A 23,658-nucleotide genomic window follows, 5' to 3' on the forward strand; every position below is an offset into this window, starting at 1 on the left:
GATATCGCTCAGCTCGACTCCGCCGTCCCGGAAGCGCCCTCGGCATCGTGCCGCACACGCACCGCCGATACCGCCCAGGCATCGTGATACTGCGTCTTGTCCGTGCCCCCGGAACCGGAAACATCTTCGGACGCAGCGGAATCCACCAGCCCTTCGGCCTCGGCAGCGGACCGCGAATCCGTGTCACCGACGGCATCGTCGTCGGCCGCCGGGCGGTCATCGGGATCGTCGTTCGCGGTACCCGCGGCTTCGGTGCCGACACCCGCCACGGAATCGGCGGCATGATGCTCAGCGACCGCATCGGCATCGCCGATCGAAGCCGCCTCGGCGGCAACAGGGTCCACCGAGCCCGTCGCGGCGGTGGCCGATTCCACGGACTCCCGCGCCACTGCCGATGCCGAATAGCCCGAGACAACCGCATCGGCGGAACCCGTGGTGATACCCGTCGGCGGCTCGTCGGGCGCCGACTCTCCGAACCGCTGCCCGGTCGAGGCAGGGTTCGCGGTGTCGGACGAGGTCGAAACGCTCGGGGCCGAGGCATCCACGTCGGCAGACTCCACGCTTCTGCCCGCCATCTCGGCGGACGATTCGGGCGCTGAGGTCGCCTCCTCCTGCGAAGGCTCAGCGGCTGGGGTCGCCTCCTCCTCGAAAGGCTCAGCGGCTGAGATCGACTCCTCCCGGGACCGCTCAGCGGCTGGGGCCGTCTCTTGCCGAGACGGCTCCGCTGCCGGGGCGAATGCCTCGGCAGGCTGCGCCGATTCATCCGGCCCAGCAACGGATCCCGTGGACAGTTCGTCTGCCGCACCCGGCGTACCGATATCCGATTCGGCGTCAACGGTTGCCGAATACTCGGACGGGCCCGCTGCCGAGGCGGAAGTTTCAGCAGCCGACGCCGACTCACCCGGCCCTGAGACGACGGTCACGGCATCGGCATCACCGCTCGCCGCCGCGGAGACATCCTCCCGCGCAACAACATCCGACGGCGCCACCGAGCTCGTTTCCTCGACGACTGCCGCCGACCCGGAAACCTCGCCCCGCACATCCGTCGGCGCGGAAACGTCCTGTCGCACATCGACATCCGCCGCGACATCGGCTGACGCGACTTCGGTCTCCGGCCCGACAACAGCCGACGACGTACCCGAGGCCTCCGACGCAGCAACACCCGCTGCTCCGGGAGCATCCTGCTGCGCAACCGCATCCGCCGACCCGACCGCGCTCTCCCGCGCGACGGCATCCGACGCTGTTACCGAACTCTCTTGCCCGACGGCGTCCGCCGATGCAAAAGCGTCACCCTGTCCAGCCGCATCGGCCGGGGCATCCTCATGCGCAACAGCATCCGCCGACTCGACCACGCTGCCCGGCCCGACAGCATCCGCCGATGCGGAAGCATCACCCTGCACAGCCGCATCCGCCGACGCATCCTCATGCACAACCGCATCCGCCGACTCGACCACGCTGCCCGGCCCGACGGCATCCGCCGACACAGGAGCATCACCCTGCACAGCCGCATCCGCCGGGGCATCCTCATGCGCAACGGCACCCGCCGATGCGGAAGCATCACCCTGCACAGCCGCATCCGCCAGCGCGTCCTCATGCACAGCAGCATCCGCCGACTCGACCACGCTGCCCAGCCCGACGGCTTCCGTCGACTCGACCGCGCTGCCCGGCGCAACGGCTTCCGCCGATGCGGAAGCATCACCCTTTGCAGCCGCATCGGCCGGGGCGTCCTCTTGCACAACCGCATCGGCCGACGCGACCGCGCTCTCCTGCGCGACGACTCCCGCTGACGCAGCGGCACTCTCGTGCGCAACCGCATCGCCGCCGTCTCGCGCAACGGCATCGGCCGGGGCGGGCGCACTACTCGATACGACCGCGTGCGTGGAAGCGCTCTCCTGCGCGGACTCATTCGTCGGTGCGAGGTCGCCTGTTTCGGCGACGGCGTCCGCGGGTGCGTCCTGCTCGGCCGCATCGCCCGGTGCGGCGGGCGACGGCTTGCGCAGGTCCTCGGGGGAGACGAGTTCGACGGCGGCGTCGTCGTATGCCTCGTAGAGGGGGGAGCCGCTGCCGGTGGGGAGTTCGGTGTCGGAGTGGGCTCCGCAGCCGTATTCGGCGTGGACGACGTGGCCGTCGGCGCCGAGCGCATTGGCGCATACGCCATAGGAGGCGCGCAGGGCGCCGGCCAGCGGGACGTAGAAACCGCAGAGGCGACAGGTCGACGGGGCGGCCCGGGCCATGTCGGTGTCGGGGCCGTATTCGGTGAACCAGCGTTCGGCGGCCTCCTCGCGGCCCTCACGGCTCAACACCTGCGGACGGCCCTGGCCGAGTTCCTCGCAGACGTCGTCGACGACCGGGTCGCCGGTCACGAGATAGCCGGGCACCAGACGCGGATCGTCCGGCAGGGGGGCCAGCAGATCGCCGGGCGCGAGATCACCGGGGCGCACCCGCTGATCCCACGGCACGAAGTTGGGGGCGACCAGGGCGTCGGGGCCGGGCAGCAGCGCCGACTCGCTGACCGTGGCCCGGTCGGCCTCCGGCGGTGCGGCCACCACGACCGCCCACTGCCAGCCGCGATAACCGGGCAGGGTCGTCGCGAAATGATGGGTGGCCGCGTACTCGTCCTCGGCGGTCACACCCAGATGCTCGCCCACGCCTTCGGGCTGCAGCTCCAGGAGCGCACGGCGAGCCACGTCGACCGCCTCCGCCAGGATCGGTCGCACACCGGGCTCCGAAACAGAAACTGCGCTCACGCCCTACATTTTGCCGTATGGAACGCAAACCCCGTGCGTTGGCCGCAACAGGGCTGATCGCGCTGGCAGTGGCGCTGCTCGCGACGACCGGATGTGACGTGCTCGCCGGCACCCCGGACCTGGGGGTGAAGGTGCTGGCAACCCGCCCGCACGACCACACCGCGTTCACCGAGGGCCTCGAGATCGACGGCGACGTCCTCTACGAGAGCACCGGCCTCGACGGCAAGTCCGGTCTGCGCGCGACGAATCTCATCACCGGCGCACAACTGGCCCGCATCGACCTGGACCCGCGATACTTCGGCGAGGGCGTCACCCGCGCGGGCGACACGCTGTGGCAGCTGACCTGGCGGAACGGCATCGCCTTCGACCGCGACCCGGTCACCCTCGCCGAACGCCGGCGGGTGCACTTCGACGGCGAGGGCTGGGGACTGTGCACCCGCGGGAAAAGCCTGGTCATGAGCAACGGCACCAGCACACTCACCTTCCGCGACCCGGTCAGCTTCGCCCCGACCGGCTCGATCCGGCTGAGCAGCCACACCGGCGCCCGCCTCAACGAACTCGACTGCGCCCCCGACGGCACCGTCTACGCCAACGACTGGCCGACCGACCACATCCTGCACATCGATCCCGCCTCCGGCCGGGTCCTCGGCGACATCGACGCATCGAACCTGCTCACCCCCACCCAACGAGCCGGAACGGACGTCCTCAACGGCATCGCTGACCTCCCCGGCACCGATCACTTCCTGATCACCGGCAAGAACTGGCCCACCACGTTCGAGGTGCGATTCGCGCCCCACTGAACGTGTCGCCGACCTCCCACCATCTCCTGATCGCGGCAAGTACCGGCCCGCCCTGCTCGCAGGGCGATTCATCCCTCGATGAACTTCCACACGGCAGCATCACACCCGGCCCCGACCGCACATCCGTCGCGAGTGCGGGAGAATCTACGTTGTGACTGCCTCCCGTGACCCCTCCGGTACCGATCCGGGGCGGCGGGACGGCGAGGAATCCCCGCTCACCCAGCGACATCCCGGTTACGACCGGTACCCCCCGCCGCATACCGCGTCCCGCGATCGACTGCCACCCCTGCCGCGGCGCGGCGGCGAGCCGGATGTGCCCGAATTCGTGACCCGTCGCCTGTCCTGGCGCCACTCGCGGTCGTCGCGGGACAGCACGTCACCCGAGACTCCGCCGACCCGGCCGCTGGAGGAAGCCTCGCGAGGGGACACCCCGCCGCAAGCCGGCCCGCCCGCCGACAGCACCGATCCCGGCGACCCGCCGAAGACTCCGCGCAAGCTGACCGTCACCCGGGTCGTGGCGATGCGCAGCGTGGAACTCACCGGACGCGGCTTGCGCACGTTCCAGCGCGCGGCCGAGGCCGACGGCGCGGGCGAATCCGGGCTCACCGCACTGGTTTACGCGACGATGGCCAACTTCGCCCTGGACGCGGCCATCGCCGTATCCCTGGCCAACACCCTGTTCTTCGCCGCGCAGACCGCGGAGTCCAAGAGCAAGGTGGCGCTGTATCTGCTGATCACGATCGCGCCGTTCGCGGTGATCGCCCCGCTCATCGGGCCGATGCTGGACCGGCTGCAACGCGGCCGCAGACTGGCGCTGTCCGGGTCGTTCGCCGTGCGCGCGGTCGTCGCGATCGTGCTGATCTTCAATTTCAACGGGTGGGCGCTGTATCCGCTGGCCCTGGTGATGATGATTCTGAGCAAATCGTTCGCGGTGCTCAAGAGCGCGGTGACCCCGCGCGTCCTGCCACCGGATATCGATCTGGTCCGCACCAATTCCCGGCTCACGGTCTTCGGCCTGGTCGGCGGCACGCTGGGCGCGGGCGGTCTGGCCGGTGCGGTCGCCGCGGTCGCCGGATCGCCGGGCGCACTGATCTTCGCCGCGCTGATCGCCGGCGCGGGAGCGTATCTGAGCCTGCGCATTCCGTCCTGGGTCGAGGTCACCGAGGGCGAGGTCCCCGCGACGCTCGGCTACCACCGCGACAGCGAGGTTCTCGACAAGGACGACGCGACCTCCACGATCAAGCCGAGCAAACGCCGTCAGCCACTGGGCCGGTCGGTGGTGACCGGCCTGTGGGGGAACAGCGCCATCCGGGTGCTCACCGGATTCCTGACCTTCTATGTCGCCTTCGTCGCGAAATCGACCGAGCACCGTCCGGTGCACCAGGCCGCGATGCTGGGCGCGGTCGGCGCGGCCGCGGCGATCGGGAACTTCGCGGGCAATGCGACCGGCGCGCGCATGAAACTCGGACGTCCGGCCCTGATCGTGCTGCTCTGCACGGCCGCCTGCACGGCCGTCGCCGTGGTCGCGGCGCTGACCGACAATCTGCTGGGCGCGGCGCTGGCAACCCTGGTCGCCGCATGCGCCAGCGCCCTGGCGAAGGTGTCGCTGGACGCCTCGATCCAGGACGATCTGCCGCCGGAATCGATCGCGTCGGGCTTCGGCCGATCGGAGACGGTGCTGCAACTGTCCTGGGTGGTCGGCGGCGCGGGCGGCGTCCTGCTGCCCACGACGTGGTGGGAGGGCTTCGCCGTGGTAGCCGCGGTGCTGGCACTGGGATTGGTGCAAACCTTCGTGAGCTACCGTGGGCATTCGCTGCTGCCCGGTCTGGGCGGCAACCGACCACAGCACGCCAAGCAGGAGGTCCACGTGGACGCTCCGCCCGGCGCCGCATCCCGACCAGCGACAGGAAATCCGTGACCAAGCCCAGCACCCGCACGATCGTCGCGCTGGCAGCGGCCGGCGTGCTCGTTGTGATCGTCGCCGTAGCCGCCGTCGTCACGGTGGCCGTACGGAACGCGACCACACCGGATCCGGTGCTGACGGTGTACGCGCACGGCAAATCCGCCACCGTCGCCCCCTACCGCTACTGCACGGTGGCCGGGGTCGCCGATTCCGGACGGCTGAACCTGAACTGCCGGGAGAGCGATATCACCGTGCCGCTGGATCCCGCCGGTGGCCCGGTGCAGATCTCGCTGCCGAAGAAGCTGGCCGACGCGCCGTGGATCATGGTGCGCGAGTACGTCCTTCCCGACAATCGGACCGCGGTCCGCGACGTCAAGACGTACCGCGACTTCGAACCCGGCACCCTCGCGCTGACCGTCCCGTCCCGTCCGGACCCGAATCTGCGGCTCGCCGGAATCGAACTCCAGCTGGTCCTGCCCGCGCGCGACGAGACCGGGCACGAGTTCTTCACCCCGTACCAGGCCTGGTCGATCAAGACCGCCTGAGGCGAATCGCCGTCGGCCGGAATACGTTCCGGGACACCACCCGCAAAAACATCGCGCAGCGGCGAGGTTTCGCGGTGGACGATCGCACCACCGGCGTCCGATGCCGAGACACGCGGTAGCCCCGGCACACATCGTGCGCCGGGGCTACGGAAACGATCTGCTCAGTGATCCAATTCGCGCGCGACGCCGCGGACGACCTCGGCGATGCGCTGAGCGGTCTTGCGGTCCGGGTACTTGCCCTTGCGCAGATCCGGCTGCACCTTCGCCTCCAGCAGGGTGATCATGTCCTCGATCATCCCGTGCAGGTCGTCGGGCCCCTTGCGGGGATGCTGCGGCGCGGATTCCTTGTGCCCCTGGCCTTGTCCGCCGCGCACGGACGGCGGCGGCTCGAGCAGTTTGAGGCTCAGCGCCTGCGGTCCGCGGCGCCCGGCGGCCATCCCGAACTCAACCCGTTGCCCGGGCTTCAACCCCTCGACACCCTTGGGCAACGCAGACGACCGAACATAGACGTCCTCCCCCTCATCCTGGGAAAGGAAGCCAAAGCCCTTTTCGACGTCGTACCACTTCACCTTGCCGGTCGGCACTGCGCTCACCCGTTCGTCTTCGAATGCCCGGACGGCCCGGACACGGTCATCGGCGCCGAAGATGCATCCGGCGCCCTTGCATTCGCGAAAAGAACGCGCCCCACACAGCTATGCAGGACGCGAATGTCGTCGAGTCTACCCCGGTGACCATTCCCGAAGCACATCAGTTTTACGGTGCAGCAATGCCGGATTCATCTTCTGACCGTCCGCCGCGCCGCGCCGCGGATCGGCTGCTGCCCGTCGCCGTGGGCCTGTTCGCGATCGGAGTGGTGGCGATCATCGCTATATTCCTGACTCCGGCGGTCTCCGACGCTCATCCGGGATTGTGGCTGTATCTTGTCGCGATGGTGGCGACTCCGGGCGGACTTCTGCTGGCGATCGCGTTCGCGCTGTGGTCCGGCCGCCGGGCACGCTGAGGCCGCTCGACGAATCCGTTCAGCCGACACCAGGTATGCCCTGTTCACTATCGGTCTACACATGTGATCTTCGTCACATCACGATGAGGTCACAGGGTGGTCACGGACCGTACTTGCATACGTGACAACCCACTTACCTGCACAGAAGCCGCGCGGAAGTCGTTGGGCGCGAGCGCGACCCGCCCGCACACGCCGGTTACCAAATAGTGATTTTTCGCGGCGATCGTCGTACCGTCTAACGCAGTCGGGAGCAGTCCCGACACCACCGGCCCGCCGCACCGAACCTCGCCCCGCGGGTACCGGACCCCAAGGAGACAGGGGCGAGGGCGGGGAACCCACGTTCCCTTACAGGCAGGGAAGCGGAACCGGCCGGCAACGACCGATTCCTTGGGGTGAAGCCCCGGTGCACCACCCGGTGTGCCAGGGCCGGACGGCCTCTCAGTCCGAACCCGACAGCTCACCTCGCAGGCGCGTACGAGAGGAAGACACCCGATATGAGTGGACGCCATCGCAAGCCGACCAACACCGGCCGTACCGTCGCCAAGGTCGCCGTCACGAGCGCGATGATGGGTGGTGCGGGCGTTGCCCTCGCCGGTCACGCCGCCGCGGCTCCCGACGCCGACTGGGACAAGCTCGCGCAGTGTGAGTCCGGCGGTAACTGGGGCATCAACACCGGCAACGGATTCCACGGCGGTCTGCAGTTCACGCCCAGCACCTGGGCCTCCTACGGCGGCACGCAGTACGCCTCCAGCCCCGAGCACGCCAGCAAGGACCAGCAGATCGCGGTCGCCGAGAAGGTTCTCGCGACCCAGGGCTGGGGCGCTTGGCCCTCCTGCTCGTCGCACCTCGGTCTGCACAGCGGCGCGACGCAGCGCACCGCTCCCGCTACCAGCGCCAACGAGCAGGCGACTCCGCGCATGCAGGCTCAGCCGGAACTCGCGACTCACTCGCAGGCCCCCGTGCAGCAGCAGCAGGCCGCGCCGGACGGCTCCCAGCAGGTCTTCCAGACTGTCGACAAGGGCATCACGATCGCCCAGCAGCACGGCATTCAGCTGCCGCAGCAGGCCATGGATGCTTACAAGGCAGCCAAGGCCAGCGGCGTCAAGCTCGATCCCAGCGTGGTCAACTTCTTCGAGGCGAACAAGAGCTTCCTGCCCAACTGATTCGGTCTGCCTGAGGCACGTTTCAGCTTTCTTATCGGGAAATAAGAGAAGGCCCCACATCCGAGAGGATGTGGGGCCTTCTCTGCTACGTGGTCAGCGGTTGATCACCGTGTGCGGGTGCACATAGGGAATCTCTTCCGCCGGCACCGGAAACTCGATGTCCTCACCGAACGGCGAAAGGCCACCGGAACGGGTCGACGAAAGTTCGGTGACCGCGTGGTCACCGTTGGCAAGCTGGGGCCAGCCGTTGTCGACGTAGGGTTTCTTCGATTTGTTCACCACGGCATCATTCTGGCACGACCGCCCCGATCAGTACACGCTCGCATGGGCACTCGGCGACCAGGACGGCTCCCCCCAGCGCCCACCGGCGCGTCGCCGTACGCTGGACAGGATGACCACGACCGACCGCACGCCCCGGACCGGGGACGACCGTCCCACGGGAGCCGCTCCCGCCACCCGAGGCTCTGCCGGTGCCGCGCCGCTGGCCGACTGGTTGTCCGCCCGCGGTGACGACGATCTGGTCACCCTGCTGGAACTGCGCCCGGACCTGGCCGTACCGCTGCCCGCGTCGATGACCGTCCTGGCCGCGCGGGCCGAACAGCGTGCATCGGTCCTGCGGGCCTGCGACGACCTCGACACGCTCGATTTCGCGATCATCGAGACGCTGGCCGTGCACGGTGCGGCCTTTCCGAGCCGCACGGCCGCCCCGCTGCCGCGCAAGCAGTTGCACAAACTTCTCGGAGATCGCGTGCCCGCCAAGACCGTCGACGCAGCCGTGGCCCGCCTCACCGCCCGCGCCCTGGTCTGGGGCACCAAGGAATTGCATGTGGTCGCGGCCGCGAAGGATGCGCTGCCCTGGCAGCTGGGCAGCACCACCGAACTCCCCGACGCGCTGACCGAATCGGAGATCGTCGAGGCGCTGACCGAGATCGGTCCCCCCGAACGCGCCCTGCTGGACAAACTCGCCGCCACCGGTCCGCGCGGACGCACCCGCGACGCGGCCCCCGGCACCGCACCGGACCGCCCGATTCAGCGTCTGCTCGCACATCGCCTGCTGAACTGGGTCGACGCGGAGACCGTCGAACTCCCGCCCGCGGTCGGGCAGGTGCTGCGCCGCGAGCCGGTGACCGATCCGCATGCGCTCGTGCCGCCGCGTCCCACCCCGGTCAAACACACCGCGGCCGATGTCAACGCCGCGGCGGCGGGCGAGGTAGGTGAGCTGCTGCGGCACTGCGGGGACATGCTCGAGGTGCTGGGCACCGCGCCCGCGCCCGCGCTGCGCTCCGGCGGACTGGGGGTGCGGGAGTTGCGCCGCATCGCCAAACAGACCGGCGTGGAGGAGACCCGCGTCGGCCTGCTCGCCGAGGTGCTCGCGGCAGCGCGCCTGCTGGACAAGGGAATTCCCGAACCACCGCCGCCGGACGACTCGCTCGACGACTGCTGGGCGCCCACGACCACCGCCGATGGCTGGCGCGAACATTCCCCGGCCCGCCGCTGGGTGACGCTCGCGCACGCCTGGCTGGAATTGGATCGCTTTCCCTGGATGATCGGTCTGCGCGACGCCAATGACAAACCGCTCGCGGCATTGTCGATGGAACTGCGCAATATGCACGCGATCCGGGATCGCCGGGCGATTCTGAGCCTGCTGGCCGAATCCGCGCCCGGTTCCGCGGTGTCCGCCGCCGATCTGGCCCGGGTGCTGGCCTGGCGGCAACCCCGCCTGCGCAGGCACTTTCACACCGAGGCGGTCGAGCGCACCCTCGCCGAGGCCGCGACGCTGGGCCTGACCGGGCGTGGTGCGCTGACCTCCGCGGGACGCGCGTTGCTGCACGGCCCGGCCACCTCCGGCGATCCGGCCGTTCCCGAGGAGGCGCTGCGCAATGCCGAGGCCGAAATGGATTCCGCGCTACCGGATCCGGTCGATCACGTGCTGGTGCAGGCGGATCTGACGGTGATCGCGCCCGGACCGCTGGTCCCGGATCTGCAGGGCCGGATCGCACTGGTCGCCGATATCGAATCGGCCGGTGCGGCAACCGTTTACCGGATCGGCGAGACATCGGTGCGGCGCGCCCTGGACGCCGGGATGACCGCGGCCGAGTTGCATCAGCTGTTCACCGCGCGTTCGCGCACCCCGGTCCCGCAGTCACTGACCTATCTGATCGATGACGTCGCCCGCCGGCACGGCCGGTTGCGGGCCGGTATCGCGCAATCGTTCGTCCGCAGTGAGGATCCCACGCTGCTGGCCGAGGTGCTGGCCGCACCGGTCGCCGAGCAACTGGCGCTGCGGGCGGTCGCGCCGACGGTGGCGATCTCGCAGGCCACGCTCGCCGAGGTGCTCGACGAACTGCGGGCAGCGGGATTCAGTCCGGCGGGTGAGGATTCCTCGGGCGCGATAGTCGATCTGCGTCCGCACGGTGCGCGGATTCCCGCCCGCCCGAATACCCGCAACGCCTGGCGGCCCACCCTGCCCAGTAGCGAACAGCTCGGACAGCTGGTGGCCGAACTACGCGCCGGAGAGCGTGCGGCACAGGCGAAATCGGGTCAGGCGGTCCGCGCCGACGGTTCCCGCACCAGTACCGCGGCCACCATGGCCCTGCTACAGCTGGCCGTGCGGGTGCGCCGCCCGGTGCACATCGGATATGTCGACGCCCAGGGGGTTGCCACCCAGCGCATCGTCGAACCGCTTCAGGTCTCCGGCGGCCAATTGAATGCCCTGGACCCGGTAACCGGTGCGGTACGCAATTTCACGCTGCACCGGATCGCGTCCGTGGCGCTGGTGGATCAATAATCCGTCGGGTACTGATGCGACAGACCCTCTATGCCGAGCATGAGGTATCCGAGGGAGCGGCCCAGAGTGCTGCTCAGCAGCATGAGTCCGTAGATATTCATTTGTCCGGCCTTCCTCGAAAATTCCTGCGGCACAGATTGTAAGCACAATTGTCAGCGGTGTCGTACCGTCACGTCTCACAACAGACCGTTCGGGCGATACACACGTGCCGTCACTGTCGCCCGGCGCGCCGCGCACGTTACCCCGAGAGCGATGACGCAAGGACCTCGATGCCCGAAGCAGCCGGGCAGACAGCCGATTCCACGTGCCGGGGGTTCGGACTCCGCGTCAGCGAACGGATCAGGTGTGCAGGGACCCGGGATAGAGGTACCGGTCGGCGGGGCGGGTGGCGCCGTCGAGCCAGTCGGCGAAGAAGCCGGACAGGTCGACCGGGGTCCGGGACTGCATGTATTGGCGAAACTCGGGCATCGAGGCGTTACCGTAGGCGTGTGATCGCACGAATTGGGCGACCGACGGGAAGAAGACCCCGTCGCCGATCAGACGCCGCAACGCGTGCAGGAAAAGCGGGCCGCGGGAGTAGACCGAGGTGAATTCCTTTCCGGCGCCGGGATTCTGCAGCCGCGTCTGCCAGTATTCGGGCCGGTTGCGCTCCCGGGTGAGCGTGCTGCGGTACTGCGCGTCGACGTCCTTGCCCTCCTTGCGTTCCGGCCACAGGTAGTCCGCGGTGTAGCTGGCGAAACATTCGTTCAGGCAGACGTCGGACCAGTTCTTCACCGACATCGAATCGCCCCACCACTGGTGCGTGTTCTCATGGACGACCGTGTGCAGAGTCGCCCAGGGGGCGTAGATCGGCCGGGTCTGGGTCTCCAATGAGAACGGCAGATCGGTGTCGACGTAGATGCCGCCGCCACTCTCGAACGGGTATGGGCCGTACAGGGATTCGAGGAAATCCAGCACCTCCGGCAGCCGCCGCTCGATGTCCTTGCGCGCCACCGCTCGCGCGGCGAAGGCGCTGATCAGCGGCATCCCGTTCGCGCGACGCTGATTCAGGAAATCCAGGTGATCGATCGCGACGGTGGTCAGATACCCGAGCACCGGATGCTGCGTCGCCCACTGCACGGTCCGCTGCGGTCCGTGCACCTCGTCGCGCACGCGCAGCCCGTTCGAGATGACCTGCCACTCCTGCGGGACCGTCACGGTCAGGTCGAAGGTGGCCTTGTCCAGCGGAGTGTCGTTGAGCGGATACCAGGTCGCCGCCGAATGCGGCTCACCCGCGGCGAACGCCCCGCCGCTGGGTGAGATGGTCCAGCCGTGGTCGGAACTGTTCGCCTCGATACCGGAGTAGCGGACGGTCACCGTGAACGGAAGTCCGGGCAGAATCGGCAGGGCCGGTGTGATGTTCAGCTTGTGGTCGCCGATGCGCGCGAATCCGGCGGGCAGGTTGTTCACCGAAACCTGTTGCACGGCAGGGCCGTTGAAGTCCAGGTCGAACATCCGCAGCGGCTGGGTAGAGACCGCGTCCAGCCGTGCGTTCCCGGTCAGCTTGTGTGTCGGCGGATCGTAATCGATGGCGACGGCGTAATGGCCGACGTGATAGCCGCCGTTTCCGTCGTCGGGATAGTAGGGATCGCCGAGACCCGGCGCGCCGACCAACGGATCGGCAGGCGGCTGCGCCTGCGCGGGCAGCGACGCCCCGACCGCCAGCAGCGCACCGGCCAGGACTGCGCACAGCCATTTGCACGATGTCATGCGGACTCTCCACCCCTTCTCGGCACACGGGTTCCGGCGACGGTCGATGCTAACCCACGCGAAAGCCCAGGCCGGAGCGGCGCACCAGGCCGATCGTCCGCGATCAGCCGCCCGTGCCCGAGACCGCCACACTCGCCCCCAGACCCATGATCATCACACCCCCGGCCCCGCCGACGGCCTCCAGACGCCGCGGCGACCGCGCGAACCAGTCGCGGGCGGTACCGGCCAGCAACGCCCAGGCACTGTCCGAAACCAACGCGATGAACAGGAATATCCAGCCCAGAATCAGCATCTGCAACGGCACCGAGCCGTGCGCGCGATCCACGAACTGCGGCAGCATCGCGGAGAAGAAGATGATCGCCTTCGGATTGGTCACCCCGACGATGAATCCCTGCCGGAACACCCGCCGATGCGCCGCCGGTTGCGCGGAGGTCGAGGCGGCCAGCGCCGTCCGCAGCGAACGCCGCTGCCGGATCGCCTGCGCGCCGATGTAGATCAGATACAGCCCGCCGCCGATCTTGACGATCGTCAACGCGATCGCCGAGGCCGCGACCAGCGTGCCGAGCCCGGCCGCGACCAGCGCCAGCATGGCCTGCACGCCGAGGGCATGCCCCAGCACCGAAACCAGCGCTGCCCGTTTGCCGTCGGTCAGCGCGCGACCGATGGTGAACAGGACGCCCGGTCCGGGAATCACGATGATGATCGTTCCGGCCACGATGAATGCGAGCAGATTTGCGGCGGGCACCATCTTTCGATCATACGAAGGCGCGCAAGGGCTTTTGGCTATCCGCGCAGTTCCTCGGGCAGCTGGTGCGGATCGAGCAGGAGGCGGCCGAAATCGGCGGTGCGCACCTTCTCGGCCAGGGATCGGTTGTCGGCCAGCAGTTTCCACTCGGCCTCGGAAATGGCTTCGCGGGCACGCTCGATGACCTCCGGATCGCGGGTGCCCCAGGCGATCGGCATCGCGCCGATCGACTGCCGCAGCCCGCCGACGGACAGCGGTGCGCGATCGGCCCGCACGGTCACCGAGGGGATCCGCTCACCGGGCCAGGAGCGATGTCCGGGTAGCGATCGCACGGTGCGGGTGATCAGCGCATAGCGCGGCGCGGCATCGGATTTGGCCACGTTGACCAGGGCCAGCAGCAGCGCACCGCGCGGCTGCCGATCCGAGACGATCGCCGGGACGAGTTCGCCCTCGGCATACAGCTTTTCGATCCGGGCGCGATGCGGGGACCACAGCGCCACGAACAACGAGGTAACGGTGCCCAGTGCGAAGGCGACGGCCAGCAGGAACGAATACGGATGGTTCAACCAGATCAGCCCGGCGGTGCCGAGCCCGAGCACGACGGTCGCGGTGAACGCCAGGAATCGAAGCCTGCGAGTATCCGCGACGACCTCATTCACCGCGCGCGCATGTTCGCGATCAACCACGAACTGCAAACCTCGCACGGGTTCAGCCATTACCAGGTTCCTCCGTCCGGTTGATCGACTGGCCTAGCCGATCGCGGGGCCCAACAGGTCGTCGGCGTCGGTGATCCGGTAGGCATACCCCTGTTCGGCCAGGAAACGCTGCCTGTGCGCAGCATATTCTGCATCCAGCGTGTCGCGGGACACCACAGAATAGAAGTGCGCCTGCCCGCCATCGTGTTTCGGGCGCAGCAATCGGCCGAGCCGCTGAGCCTCCTCCTGGCGGGAGCCGAAGGTGCCCGAAACCTGTACTGCCACAGACGCTTCGGGAAGATCGATGGAGAAGTTGGCCACCTTGCTCACCACCAGCACCGGAATTTCGCCGTTGCGGAACGCGTCGAACAGCGCCTCGCGCTCCCTGGTGCGGGTCGAGCCCTGGATCACCGGGGCGTTCAGATGTTCGCCCAGTTCGTCCAGCTGATCCAGATAGGCGCCGATGACCAGGCTCGGAGCGTCCTTGTGCCGCGCGAGGATCGACTCCACCACGGGAAGTTTGGTGCGCGCGGTGGAGCACAGCTTGTAGCGTTCCTCGGGTTCGGCGGTCGCGTAGGCCATGCGTTCGGCGTCGGTGAGCGTCACCCGCACCTCGATGCAGTCGGCCGGGGCGATCCAGCCCTGCGCCTCGATATCCTTCCAGGGCGCGTCGTACCGCTTGGGGCCGATCAGCGAGAACACATCGCCCTCGCGGCCGTCCTCGCGGACCAGGGTCGCGGTGAGACCGAGGCGGCGGCGCGATTGCAGATCGGCCGTCATCCGGAAGACCGGGGCGGGCAGCAGATGCACCTCGTCGTAGATGACCAGTCCCCAGTCGCGGCTGTCGAACAGTTCCAGATGCCGGTACTCGCCCTTGGTCTTACGGGTGATGACCTGGTATGTCGCGATGGTGACCGGGCGGATCTCCTTGCGCTCGCCGGAGTATTCACCGATCTCGTCCTCGGTGAGCGAGGTGCGCGCCAGCAGCTCGCGCCGCCACTGCCGGCCCGCGACCGTATTGGTCACCAGGATCAGCGTGGTGGCCTGGGCCTTGGCCATCGCGGCCGCGCCGACCATGGTCTTACCCGCGCCGCAGGGCAACACCACCACACCCGAACCGCCCGCCCAGAACGAATCCGCGGCCAGTTCCTGATAGTCGCGCAGGTGCCATGCGTGGGTGCCGAAGTCCAGGTCGATCGCGTGCGCCTCGCCGTCGACGTATCCGGCCAGATCCTCGGCGGGCCAGCCCACCTTGAGCAGCATCTGCTTGATCCGGCCGCGTTCGGACGGGTGCACCACGACCGTGTCGTCATCGATGCGCGCGCCGAGCATGGGCTGGATCTTCTTGTGCCGCAGGATCTCTTCCAGCACCGCGCGATCGAGGCTGATCAGCACCAGCCCGTGCGCGGGATGTTTCATCAGTTGCAGCCGCCCGTACCGGGCCATGGTGTCCACGACATCGACCAGCAGCGGCTGCGGCACCGCGTATCGGGAGTACTTCACCAGCGCGTCGACGACCTGCTCGGCATCGTGCCCGGCCGCGCGCGCATTCCACAGCGCGAGCGGGGTCACCCGATAGGTGTGCACATGTTCGGGCGCGCGCTCGAGTTCGGCGAACGGCGCGATCGCCTGACGCGCGGCATCGGCCTGCTCGTGCTCGACTTCGAGCAAGAGGGTCTTGTCGCTCTGAACGATGAGTGGTCCATCTGTCACGGCGCCTCCTGCGGTTCGCGGGCCGGGGTCCATTGTTGCCGATGGGACCGACACGACCGCCGCCACCGGGGGTGAGCACGCAATGTACCCGCTCAGAAGGTTGATACGACGCGTTCGCGCGAACTGCACCGCCCGACCGGGTGCCCATCCCCTGCTGCAACGCCGCACCCTCGGGTGATCTTCCCATCCGCCGGGCTCGATATACGAGCCGTGGCCGCGGCGCCCGGCATCGCCCCGGATCCCGCGCGCTACGTTGTGAGCATGCAGAACCCGCCCACGGTCACCCGCCTGCGCCCGTTCGCCTCGACGATCTTCGCCGAGATGACCGAACTCGCCGTGCGTCACGGCGCGGTCAATCTCGGGCAGGGATTCCCGGACTCGAACGGTCCGGCAGCCATGCTCGAGGCGGCCGAGCGCGCCATCGCCGACGGGTTCAACCAGTACCCGCCCGGTCGCGGGGTGCCGGCCCTGCGGCAGGCGATCGCACGGGATCGCGGCGAGCGGTACGGCACCCGGTACGACCCGGACAGCGAGATCCTGGTCACGGTCGGGGCCACCGAGGCGATCAGCGCCGCGGTGCTCGGTCTGGTCGAGCCCGGCATGGAAGTGGTGCTGATCGAGCCGTACTACGACTCCTACGCCGCGGCGGTCGCATTGGCCGGCGCCACCCGGCGCACCGCCCGGCTGGTGCCCGACGGCGACGGTTTCGCCCTGGACCTGGACAGCCTGCGTGCCGCGATCACCGCGAAAACCCGTCTGCTGCTGTTGAATTCGCCACACAACCCGACCGGGACGGTGCTGGGCCGCGCGGATCTGCTGGCCATCGCCGAGCTGGCCCGCGAACACGACCTCATCGTGGTGACCGACGAGGTGTACGAACACCTCACCTTCGACGGGCACGAGCACATCAGCATCTCCACCCTGCCCGGAATGTTCGAGCGAACCGTCGTGATATCCAGTGCCGCAAAGACTTTCAGCGTCACCGGCTGGAAGATCGGCTGGGCCTGCGCACCCGCGCCGCTGCTGGACGGCGTCCTGGCGGCCAAACAGTTCCTCACCTTCGTCGGCGGCGGCCCGTTCCAGCCCGCGGTCGCGTACGCCCTCGAACACGAACTGCCCTGGGTGGCGACGTTGCGGGATACGTTGTCGGACAAGCGCGTCCGCCTGTCCAAGGCCCTCGCCGAGGCCGGATTCGGCGTCAAACGCAGCGACGGAACCTATTTCGTCTGCGCCGACATCACCCCTCTCACCGCCGACGACGCGATGACCTTCTGCCGCGAACTGCCCGAGCGCCTCGGCGTGGCCGCCGTGCCCCTGTCGGTCTTCGCCGACGACGCCGAATCCTGGAATCGCCTGGTGCGCTTCACCTTCTGCAAGAAGGAGGAAACCATCACAGAGGGCATCCGCCGCCTGCACGCTCACCCCGCCTCCCCGTGACCTCGGCGTACCCCCACGCTCACCGCGACGACAATCTGCACCCCACCGAGGCACTGTCGCGGTCCGGTCCGAACCCACTCGTCTCCCTGTTGCCTGTCAGGACATCGGAAAGGTCGGTGGGTGCGGATCGGACTGCGCCAGAACTCACCGAGGGGTGACGGCAGCCGCGAGGCGGTCCAATTGGGCTGCGGTGATGTTCCAGTCGAGGCAGGCGTCGGTGATGGACTGGCCGTAGGTGAGGTCGGCGGCGCGGCCGAGGGTCAGGTCCTGGCGGCCCGCGACCAGGAAGCTCTCCATCATCAGCCCGACGACGCGGCGGTCGCCCGCGGCGAGACGTTCGGCGATATCGGTGACGACGTCGACCTGACGGTTGTGGTCCTTGTTGCTGTTGCCGTGGCTGGCGTCGACCACGACTCGCTGGGGCAGCTGCGCCTTCTCCAACCGCAGGCATGCCTCGGCGACGGAGGCGGCGTCGTAGTTGGTGCCGTTGCTGCCGCCGCGCAGGATGACGTGGCAGTCCGGATTTCCGGACGTGCGGATCAGCGCGGAACGACCGTCCAGATCGGTCCCCGGGAAAACGTGGCTGGCCCCGGCCGCACGCACACCGTCCACGGCGACCTGCACATCACCGTCGGTGCCGTTCTTGATGCCGACCGGCATGGACAGCGCACTCGACAGCTGCCGATGCACCTGGCTGGCCGCGGTGCGCGCGCCGATCGCGCCGTAGGAGACCAGATCGGCGATGTACTGCGGGGTGATCGGATCGAGGAATTCACAGGCGACCGGCAGACCGAGCGCGGTGATGTCGACCAGCAGCCGGCGTCCCAGCCCCAGACCGGTGTTGACGTCGAACGATCCGTCAAGATGCGGATCGTTGATCAGGCCCTTCCAGCCGAGCGTGGTGCGCGGCTTCTCGAAGTACACCCGCATCACCACGTGCAGCCGGTCGGACAGTTCGGCGGCCTTGGCGGCCAGCCGCCGCGCGTAGTCCATCGCCGCCGCGGGATCGTGCACCGAACACGGCCCGACGACGACCATCAGGCGTTCGTCGGTGCCGTTCAGCACGTCGACGGTGGCCTTGCGGCCGGCCCGGACGACATCGGCGAGGGCGTTATCGATGGGGTGCGCACGTCGCACGTCGGCGGGCGAGAGCAGCGGGCTCACGCTCAGGGTGCGACGGTCGTCCAGATCGGCGAGGGGGTTCGCGGCGGCATCGGCTGCGGTTGTCATCGTGTGGATCCTGATCTCCGGTCCGGCCCACCGAGAGGAAGTACCCGTCGAGCCGGCAGTCCGGCTCGGGGTGGATTAGGTCAGCGCGGTTCACCGACCGGCCCACCCGGGGCCGGGGAGATAAACCAGAAATACACGCGCTGCACGTCGGCGACTGTAGCACAGCGCAATTGCACGGACGGTAGGGCTATTAGGGCCTTAGGGCGTGGCCGGGTAGGCGTTCGGTCTCTACCGGCGTACCAGCTGGGCCGGATAGGCTCGCTTTCTCAGCGGTAGAGAGATCTGACGCAGGGCCCCCGGTCGACGGTGCGCATCCGGCGTCAGGCATTCGAAGGCAAGCCGATGACCGACCCACGCGAATACCATTTGAGCCAGTCGGACCTGTTCTCCTGGACCATGGAGCGTGATGCGATCCTGCGCTCGACGGTCGTGTCGATCCTGATCCTGGACGCCGCCCCGGAGGTGAGTCGGTTGCTGCGGACGGTGGATCGCGCATCGCGAGTGGCACCGAAATTCCGGGACAGACTGGTCGCGTTGCCGATCGGCTTGGCTCCGCCGCGGTGGACACCCGACACCGATTTCGACCTGTCCTGGCATGTGCGGCACATCGCGCTGCCCGCGTCGACGGAGGTTTCGTCGGTACTGGAGTTCGCGCGCTACGAGGCGATGACCGCCTTCGATCCGGTGCGGCCGCTGTGGCAGCTGACCCTGCTGACCGGCCTGACCGGCGGTAAGGCAGCGCTGGTTCTCAAGTTTCATCATTCGCTCAGCGACGGTCTGGGCGGCATCCAGCTGGCGAACGAGATCGTCGATTTCACCCGGTCCGCCAGTGATCGCGGCCCGGCGCCCGAGCGGCCCCGCGCGCGACCCGGCGAGTTAGCCGACATCCTGGCCTGGAACCGGGCCGTCGGTTCGGCGCTGGCGCGCGGCGGTCTGGCGCGCCTGCTGCCCCTGGCCCGGCGAGCGGTGCGCGATCCGTTGCGAACCATCCGGGACAGCGCGGCCATGGCCGTATCTTTCGCACATCTGGTGTGGCCCGTGACCGATACCTGGTCCCCGGTGATGACGAAGCGTGGTCTCGGACGGCGGTTCGCGACGCTCGATGTGCCGGTCGCGCAATTGCGCGAGGCGGCGCACGGCACGGGCTGCACGATCAACGACGCCTTCCTGGCCGCGATCGTGCTGGGTTCGCGCGCCTACCACGCACGTCACGGCGCGGATATCGAGCGGCTTCGCGTGACAATGCCGATCAGTCTGCGCAAGGCCGGCGACCCGGTCGGCGGTAATCGACTCACGTTGGCCAGGCTCGCCCTCCCCGCCGACACCTCGAACCCCGCGGATCTGATGCGCGCCTTGCACACAGTGGTGGTGAAGTGCCGTCGCGAACCGGCTATGCCGTATTCGGCAGCCGCGGCGGCCGCCCTGAATCGGTTACCCGTCGGCATGGTCGGCGCCATGTTGAAGCATGTGGACTTCGTCGCGTCGAACGTCCCGGGCTCCCCCGTGCCGATGTACATCGCCGGTGCGGAAATCGAGCGGATGTACGCATTCGGCCCCACGATCGGCACGGCATTCAACGTGATCCTGATCTCCCATGCGGGGACCTGCTGCGTGGGGATCAACGCCGACACCGCCGCTGTGCCCGACCCGGATGTCCTGCGGGAGTGTCTCGCCGGTGGCTTCCGCGCCGTGCTCGGCGAGGCTGCTCATCGAGCCGACGGCATCGCCGGCGCACAGCGGGACGTCGTGGACGAGGCGGTCGTGTCCCCCGATCGTCCCCCGCACCTGACGACACGTTGACATCGCCGGGCGGGGGAGGCGAATCTCAGCCGAACATGCCCGGCTCGTACCCGCCCGCGGGGGTCTGCGCGATGACGTTGAACCGGTTGTAGGCGTTGATCACCGCGATGACCGAGATCAACGCACCGATCTGCTCGTCGTCGTAGTGCTTGCGCACCTGCTCCCAGACCTCGTCACTGACGCCGGTCTGCTCGTCGGCGATCCGGGTGCCCTCCTCGGCAAGCGCGAGCGCGGCCCGCTCGGGCTCGGTGAATACGGTGGCCTCCCGCCACGCCGCGACCAGGTTGAGCCGCACCCAGTCCTCCCCGTCCGCCACCGCGTCCTTGGCGTGCATATCGGTGCAGAACCCACAACCGTTGATCTGGCTGGCCCGCAACTTCACCAATTCCTGGGTGCGCTTGGGCAGCGTGGACTGGTCGAGCACCTGCCCGACGGCGCCCAGCCGCTTGATGACCTTCGAGACGACATCGATTTCGAATGCGTTCAGGCGAGCTTCCATGACTGCGTCCTCACTCTCGCTGTTTCCGCCGCATCGGCGGCACTACACCAAGAAGACGTCGCGGCTCAGCACAGTGTGACAGCCCGGAAAGTGACCTGCCTCACAAGTCAGCCGAAGTGGTAGGTGACCTTCGTCAGCTGTTCGGACAGGTCCCACAGGCGGCGCGAGCTGACCTCGTCCTTGGAGGCGGCCGAGGAACTGCTGAGGGCCGGGTGGCCACGCAGTCCGCCCAGGCGGTCGGGGCCGTAGAAGCCGCCGGGCTCCACGCCGTCGGCGGTGGCCGCGTAGAGGCTGGGCAGCGCGCCCATCTCCGCACTCTGCGCCAGGATGCGGTTGCCCAGCGGCATGATCACGCTGATCAGGGATTCGGTGTGGAACTGCAGATCGGTCGCCGCGTAACCGGGATGGGCGGCGACGGAGATCTTCGACGAACCGTGTGCGCTCAGTCGGCGCTGCAACTCGCGGGCGAACATCAGATTGGCCAGTTTGGCCTGCCCGTAGGCCTTCCAGCGCGCGTACCGGCGATGCTCCCAGTTCAGGTCGGTCAGATCGATCCGCCCGATCAGATGCGCACCGCTGGACACGGTGACGATCCGATCGGAGATCTTGTCCAACAGCAGTCCGGCGAGCGCGAAATGACCGAGATGATTTGTGCCGACCTGCATTTCGAAACCCTGCGCGGTGCGGCGCAGCGGCAGCGCCATCACCCCGGCGTTGTTGATCAGCACGTCCGTGGGGCCGACGGATTCGGCGAATTCACGCACCGAATCCAGATCGGCCAGATCCAGCCGGCGCACCTGCGCCCGCTCACCGATGGTGTCCGCGACCGCCCGCGCCTTCACCTCGTCGCGACAGGCCATGACCACTTGCGCACCCGCACCGGCCAGGGCTCTCGCGGTGACCGCGCCCAGCCCGCTGTTGGCGCCGGTGACGATGAACGTCCGGCCGCTCTGATCGGGGATGTCGGCAATATCCCAATCACTCACGCTCCAAAGTCTAGATGCCCGGCCCGGGCGCGTCCCCACCCACGATCCCGCGGAACGGCCGAACAGCACATTCCGAGCACAATGAGATAGGGTTGCCTAACCTGTGTAATCGGCACACTGATTACATCGTGATCGTGAGGCAGGACCCGTGACATCGACATCGACCGCACACGACGGATTCACCCCCATCCCCGCCGAATTCGCCGAGGCATATCGCGCGGCCGGGTACTGGAACGGCCGATCCCTCGGTGAACTGCTGCGCGAGGCGGCCCGGCGGTGGCCGGATCGCCCGGCGCTGCTGGACGAGGCCGCACCGCGCAGCTATCGCGAACTCGACGCCGAGGCCGACCGGATGGCGCACGGGTTCCTCGCCACCGGTATCGAACCCGGCGACCGGGTGCTCGTGCAGTTGCCCAACGTCCCGGAATTCGTGGTGACGCTGTTCGGCCTGCTGCGCGCCGGGGCGATCCCGGTGCTGACCCTGCCCGCGCATCGGCGTGCGGAGATCGAGCATCTGACCGAATTGTCCGGTGCGGTGGCATATCTCACTGCGGATCGGGTCGGCGATTTCGACCATCGAGAACTGGCTGCGCAGGTGCGGACCCGGGTGCCCGGCCTGCGACAGGTATTCGTCGTCGGCGATCCGGGGCCGTTCACCGCGCTGGATTCGCTTCCCCGCGAAGGTGCTTCCCTCCCCGAGGTGCCCTCCAGCGCCATCGCGGTGATGCTGGTCTCCGGCGGAACGACCGGTCTGCCCAAACTCATCGCCCGCACCCACGACGACTACGGCTACAACGCGCGCGCCAGCGCCGAGATCTGCGAATTCGGCCCGCAGGACGTCTATCTCGCGACTCTGCCGGCGGCGCACAACTTTCCGCTGTCCTGCCCCGGAATCCTGGGCACGATCGCGACCGGCGGGGCGGTCGCCCTGCTCTCGGATCCGAGTCCGGAATGCGCGTTCGCCGCCATCGAACGGCATCGGGTGACCGTGACCTCGGTCGTCCCGCCGCTGGCGCAATTATGGTGCGCCGCAACCGAATGGGAGGACGCCGATCTGTCCTCGCTGCGGCTGCTGCAGGTCGGCGGGGCCAAACTCGCCGAGGCGAACGCCCGCACCGTGCGCCCGGCGCTGGGCGCGGCCGTGCAGCAGGTGTTCGGCATGGCGGAGGGCCTGATCAACTACACCCGCCTGGACGATTCCGAGGACATCGCGTGCACCACCCAGGGCCGCCCGCTGTCCCCCGACGACGAGATCCGCGTCGTCGACGCCGACGGCAACGACGTCCCGCCCGGCGCGGAGGGCGAACTGCTGACCCGCGGGCCCTACACGCTGCGCGGCTACTACCGTGCGCCGGAACACAATGCCCGCTCCTTCACCCCCGACGGCTACTACCGCAGCGGAGATCTGGTGCGGCAGTTACCGAGTGGGCATCTCATCGTGTCCGGCCGGATCAAGGATGTGATCAATCGCGGCGGGGAGAACGTCTCCTGCGACGAACTCGAGGAACATCTGCTCGCCCACCCCGCGATCCGGCACGCCGCCGCCGTCGGCCTGCCCGATCCGGCGCTGGGCGAGAAGGTCTGCGTCGTCCTGGTCACCGAGGGCGAGGCCCCCAGCCTCGCCCAGCTCAAGCAGTTCCTCACCGACCGAGGGCTGGCCGGGTTCAAACATCCCGACCTGCTGCACTTGTCCACCGCACTACCGCTCACGGCCGTCGGCAAGATCGACAAGAAGGCCCTGCGCGCAACACTGTGAGAGCGATGGTCGGCGCTCGGGCGAGCTTGCGGTGCCGGGCGTCTCACCGGCCGCTGCCGACCTATCCACACAGCTGAGAAGCCAGTCGAATTGCCATACCCC

19 protein-coding genes and 1 riboswitch are annotated in these 23,658 nt (G+C 68.4%); of the genes, 9 read left to right on the forward strand and 10 right to left on the reverse strand.

The window, feature by feature from the left end:
* Window positions 1–8 precede the first annotated feature (8 nt).
* Complete coding sequence (locus NM2_RS53420; RefSeq protein WP_439956887.1) at window positions 9–2,747, reverse strand: DUF3027 domain-containing protein; 2,739 nt, start codon at window positions 2,745–2,747, stop codon at window positions 9–11.
* A gap of 17 nt (window positions 2,748–2,764) precedes the next feature.
* Here NM2_RS53420 and NM2_RS17940 point away from each other — a divergent pair, with 17 nt between their 5' ends.
* The 3 genes from NM2_RS17940 (at window position 2,765) to NM2_RS17950 (ending at window position 5,995) form a co-directional block, all read left to right on the forward strand.
* On the forward strand, window positions 2,765–3,547 hold the full coding sequence (locus NM2_RS17940; protein WP_067670036.1) for a glutaminyl-peptide cyclotransferase: 783 nt from the start codon (window positions 2,765–2,767) through the stop codon (window positions 3,545–3,547).
* A 151-nt stretch (window positions 3,548–3,698) separates the two neighbouring features.
* Window positions 3,699–5,465 carry an MFS transporter gene (locus NM2_RS17945; protein ID WP_218025945.1) on the forward strand — a complete coding sequence of 589 codons (1,767 nt, stop codon included), beginning with the start codon at window positions 3,699–3,701 and terminating at the stop codon, window positions 5,463–5,465.
* Window positions 5,462–5,995, forward strand: a complete 534-nt coding sequence (locus NM2_RS17950; protein ID WP_067670040.1) for a DUF2771 domain-containing protein — start codon at window positions 5,462–5,464, stop codon at window positions 5,993–5,995. Before NM2_RS17945 ends, NM2_RS17950 begins: the two co-directional genes overlap by 4 nt.
* Window positions 5,996–6,156: 161 nt before the next feature.
* Here NM2_RS17950 and NM2_RS17955 read toward each other — a convergent pair whose 3' ends face one another.
* Complete coding sequence (locus tag NM2_RS17955; RefSeq protein ID WP_174557411.1) at window positions 6,157–6,579, reverse strand: cold-shock protein; 423 nt, start codon at window positions 6,577–6,579, stop codon at window positions 6,157–6,159.
* Between the two features lie 182 nt (window positions 6,580–6,761).
* Between NM2_RS17955 and NM2_RS17960 the strand changes: the two genes are divergently transcribed.
* Both NM2_RS17960 and NM2_RS17965 read left to right on the forward strand, forming a co-directional pair.
* The gene (locus tag NM2_RS17960) at window positions 6,762–6,995 is read left to right on the forward strand and encodes a hypothetical protein (RefSeq protein ID WP_067670093.1); all 234 of its coding nucleotides are present in this window, start codon (window positions 6,762–6,764) and stop codon (window positions 6,993–6,995) included.
* Between the two features lie 287 nt (window positions 6,996–7,282).
* A riboswitch (cyclic di-AMP (ydaO/yuaA leader) is annotated at window positions 7,283–7,481 on the forward strand.
* A gap of 8 nt (window positions 7,482–7,489) precedes the next feature.
* Window positions 7,490–8,158: a transglycosylase family protein gene (locus NM2_RS17965; protein ID WP_067670044.1), complete on the forward strand. Its 669-nt coding sequence runs from the start codon at window positions 7,490–7,492 to the stop codon at window positions 8,156–8,158.
* A gap of 93 nt (window positions 8,159–8,251) precedes the next feature.
* Here the strand turns inward: NM2_RS17965 and NM2_RS17970 are convergent, their stop codons facing one another.
* A complete protein-coding gene (locus NM2_RS17970) occupies window positions 8,252–8,440 on the reverse strand; it encodes a hypothetical protein (RefSeq protein ID WP_067670046.1) in 189 nt (62 codons plus the stop codon).
* A 109-nt stretch (window positions 8,441–8,549) separates the two neighbouring features.
* Between NM2_RS17970 and NM2_RS17975 the strand changes: the two genes are divergently transcribed.
* A complete protein-coding gene (locus NM2_RS17975) occupies window positions 8,550–10,946 on the forward strand; it encodes a helicase-associated domain-containing protein (RefSeq protein WP_084531202.1) in 2,397 nt (798 codons plus the stop codon).
* A gap of 339 nt (window positions 10,947–11,285) precedes the next feature.
* On the opposite strand, the gene NM2_RS17980 is transcribed toward NM2_RS17975, so the two are convergent.
* The 4 genes from NM2_RS17980 to NM2_RS17995 all read right to left on the reverse strand — a co-directional run bounded on the left by NM2_RS17980 (window position 11,286) and on the right by NM2_RS17995 (window position 15,848).
* Window positions 11,286–12,695 carry a M1 family metallopeptidase gene (locus NM2_RS17980; RefSeq protein ID WP_067670048.1) on the reverse strand — a complete coding sequence of 470 codons (1,410 nt, stop codon included), beginning with the start codon at window positions 12,693–12,695 and terminating at the stop codon, window positions 11,286–11,288.
* A 103-nt stretch (window positions 12,696–12,798) separates the two neighbouring features.
* Window positions 12,799–13,443: a LysE family translocator gene (locus NM2_RS17985; RefSeq protein ID WP_067670050.1), complete on the reverse strand. Its 645-nt coding sequence runs from the start codon at window positions 13,441–13,443 to the stop codon at window positions 12,799–12,801.
* A 35-nt stretch (window positions 13,444–13,478) separates the two neighbouring features.
* On the reverse strand, window positions 13,479–14,156 hold the full coding sequence (locus tag NM2_RS17990) for a DUF3239 domain-containing protein (protein WP_245718093.1): 678 nt from the start codon (window positions 14,154–14,156) through the stop codon (window positions 13,479–13,481).
* Between the two features lie 33 nt (window positions 14,157–14,189).
* On the reverse strand, window positions 14,190–15,848 hold the full coding sequence (locus tag NM2_RS17995; RefSeq protein WP_067670099.1) for a DNA repair helicase XPB: 1,659 nt from the start codon (window positions 15,846–15,848) through the stop codon (window positions 14,190–14,192).
* A gap of 261 nt (window positions 15,849–16,109) precedes the next feature.
* Here NM2_RS17995 and NM2_RS18000 point away from each other — a divergent pair, with 261 nt between their 5' ends.
* Entirely contained in the window at window positions 16,110–17,285 is a 1,176-nt protein-coding gene (locus NM2_RS18000; RefSeq protein WP_067670101.1) for a pyridoxal phosphate-dependent aminotransferase, read from the forward strand.
* A gap of 144 nt (window positions 17,286–17,429) precedes the next feature.
* Here the strand turns inward: NM2_RS18000 and NM2_RS18005 are convergent, their stop codons facing one another.
* Window positions 17,430–18,515 carry a 3-deoxy-7-phosphoheptulonate synthase gene (locus NM2_RS18005; protein ID WP_067670052.1) on the reverse strand — a complete coding sequence of 362 codons (1,086 nt, stop codon included), beginning with the start codon at window positions 18,513–18,515 and terminating at the stop codon, window positions 17,430–17,432.
* Between the two features lie 342 nt (window positions 18,516–18,857).
* On the opposite strand from NM2_RS18005, the gene NM2_RS18010 reads away from it, so the two are divergent.
* On the forward strand, window positions 18,858–20,315 hold the full coding sequence (locus tag NM2_RS18010) for a wax ester/triacylglycerol synthase domain-containing protein (RefSeq protein WP_067670054.1): 1,458 nt from the start codon (window positions 18,858–18,860) through the stop codon (window positions 20,313–20,315).
* 25 nt (window positions 20,316–20,340) lie between these two features.
* Here the strand turns inward: NM2_RS18010 and NM2_RS18015 are convergent, their stop codons facing one another.
* Both NM2_RS18015 and NM2_RS18020 read right to left on the reverse strand, forming a co-directional pair.
* The gene (locus NM2_RS18015; RefSeq protein ID WP_067670056.1) at window positions 20,341–20,814 is read right to left on the reverse strand and encodes a carboxymuconolactone decarboxylase family protein; all 474 of its coding nucleotides are present in this window, start codon (window positions 20,812–20,814) and stop codon (window positions 20,341–20,343) included.
* Between the two features lie 107 nt (window positions 20,815–20,921).
* Window positions 20,922–21,800: an oxidoreductase gene (locus tag NM2_RS18020; protein WP_067670058.1), complete on the reverse strand. Its 879-nt coding sequence runs from the start codon at window positions 21,798–21,800 to the stop codon at window positions 20,922–20,924.
* A 148-nt stretch (window positions 21,801–21,948) separates the two neighbouring features.
* Between NM2_RS18020 and NM2_RS18025 the strand changes: the two genes are divergently transcribed.
* Window positions 21,949–23,556 (forward strand): (2,3-dihydroxybenzoyl)adenylate synthase, encoded by a 1,608-nt coding sequence (locus tag NM2_RS18025; protein ID WP_067670060.1) that lies wholly within the window; start codon window positions 21,949–21,951, stop codon window positions 23,554–23,556.
* The last annotated feature ends 102 nt before the right edge of the window (window positions 23,557–23,658 follow it).

It is taken from the genome of Nocardia miyunensis NBRC 108239, from assembly GCF_001613065.1.
GTDB lineage: Bacteria > Actinomycetota > Actinomycetes > Mycobacteriales > Mycobacteriaceae > Nocardia > Nocardia miyunensis.

Excerpts from the sequence above, each read along its gene's own strand:
- NM2_RS17940 (WP_067670036.1), top strand. The coding sequence starts at position 2,765 with ATGGAACGCAAACCCCGTGCGTTGGCCGCAACAGGGCTGATCGCGCTG.
- NM2_RS17960 (WP_067670093.1), top strand. The coding sequence starts at position 6,762 with ATGCCGGATTCATCTTCTGACCGTCCGCCGCGCCGCGCCGCGGATCGG.
- NM2_RS17965 (WP_067670044.1), top strand. The coding sequence starts at position 7,490 with ATGAGTGGACGCCATCGCAAGCCGACCAACACCGGCCGTACCGTCGCC.
- NM2_RS17975 (WP_084531202.1), top strand. The coding sequence starts at position 8,550 with ATGACCACGACCGACCGCACGCCCCGGACCGGGGACGACCGTCCCACG.
- NM2_RS17980 (WP_067670048.1), bottom strand. The coding sequence starts at position 12,695 with ATGACATCGTGCAAATGGCTGTGCGCAGTCCTGGCCGGTGCGCTGCTG.
- NM2_RS17985 (WP_067670050.1), bottom strand. The coding sequence starts at position 13,443 with ATGGTGCCCGCCGCAAATCTGCTCGCATTCATCGTGGCCGGAACGATC.
- NM2_RS17990 (WP_245718093.1), bottom strand. The coding sequence starts at position 14,156 with ATGGCTGAACCCGTGCGAGGTTTGCAGTTCGTGGTTGATCGCGAACAT.
- NM2_RS18000 (WP_067670101.1), top strand. The coding sequence starts at position 16,110 with ATGCAGAACCCGCCCACGGTCACCCGCCTGCGCCCGTTCGCCTCGACG.
- NM2_RS18005 (WP_067670052.1), bottom strand. The coding sequence starts at position 18,515 with ATGACAACCGCAGCCGATGCCGCCGCGAACCCCCTCGCCGATCTGGAC.
- NM2_RS18010 (WP_067670054.1), top strand. The coding sequence starts at position 18,858 with ATGACCGACCCACGCGAATACCATTTGAGCCAGTCGGACCTGTTCTCC.
- NM2_RS18015 (WP_067670056.1), bottom strand. The coding sequence starts at position 20,814 with ATGGAAGCTCGCCTGAACGCATTCGAAATCGATGTCGTCTCGAAGGTC.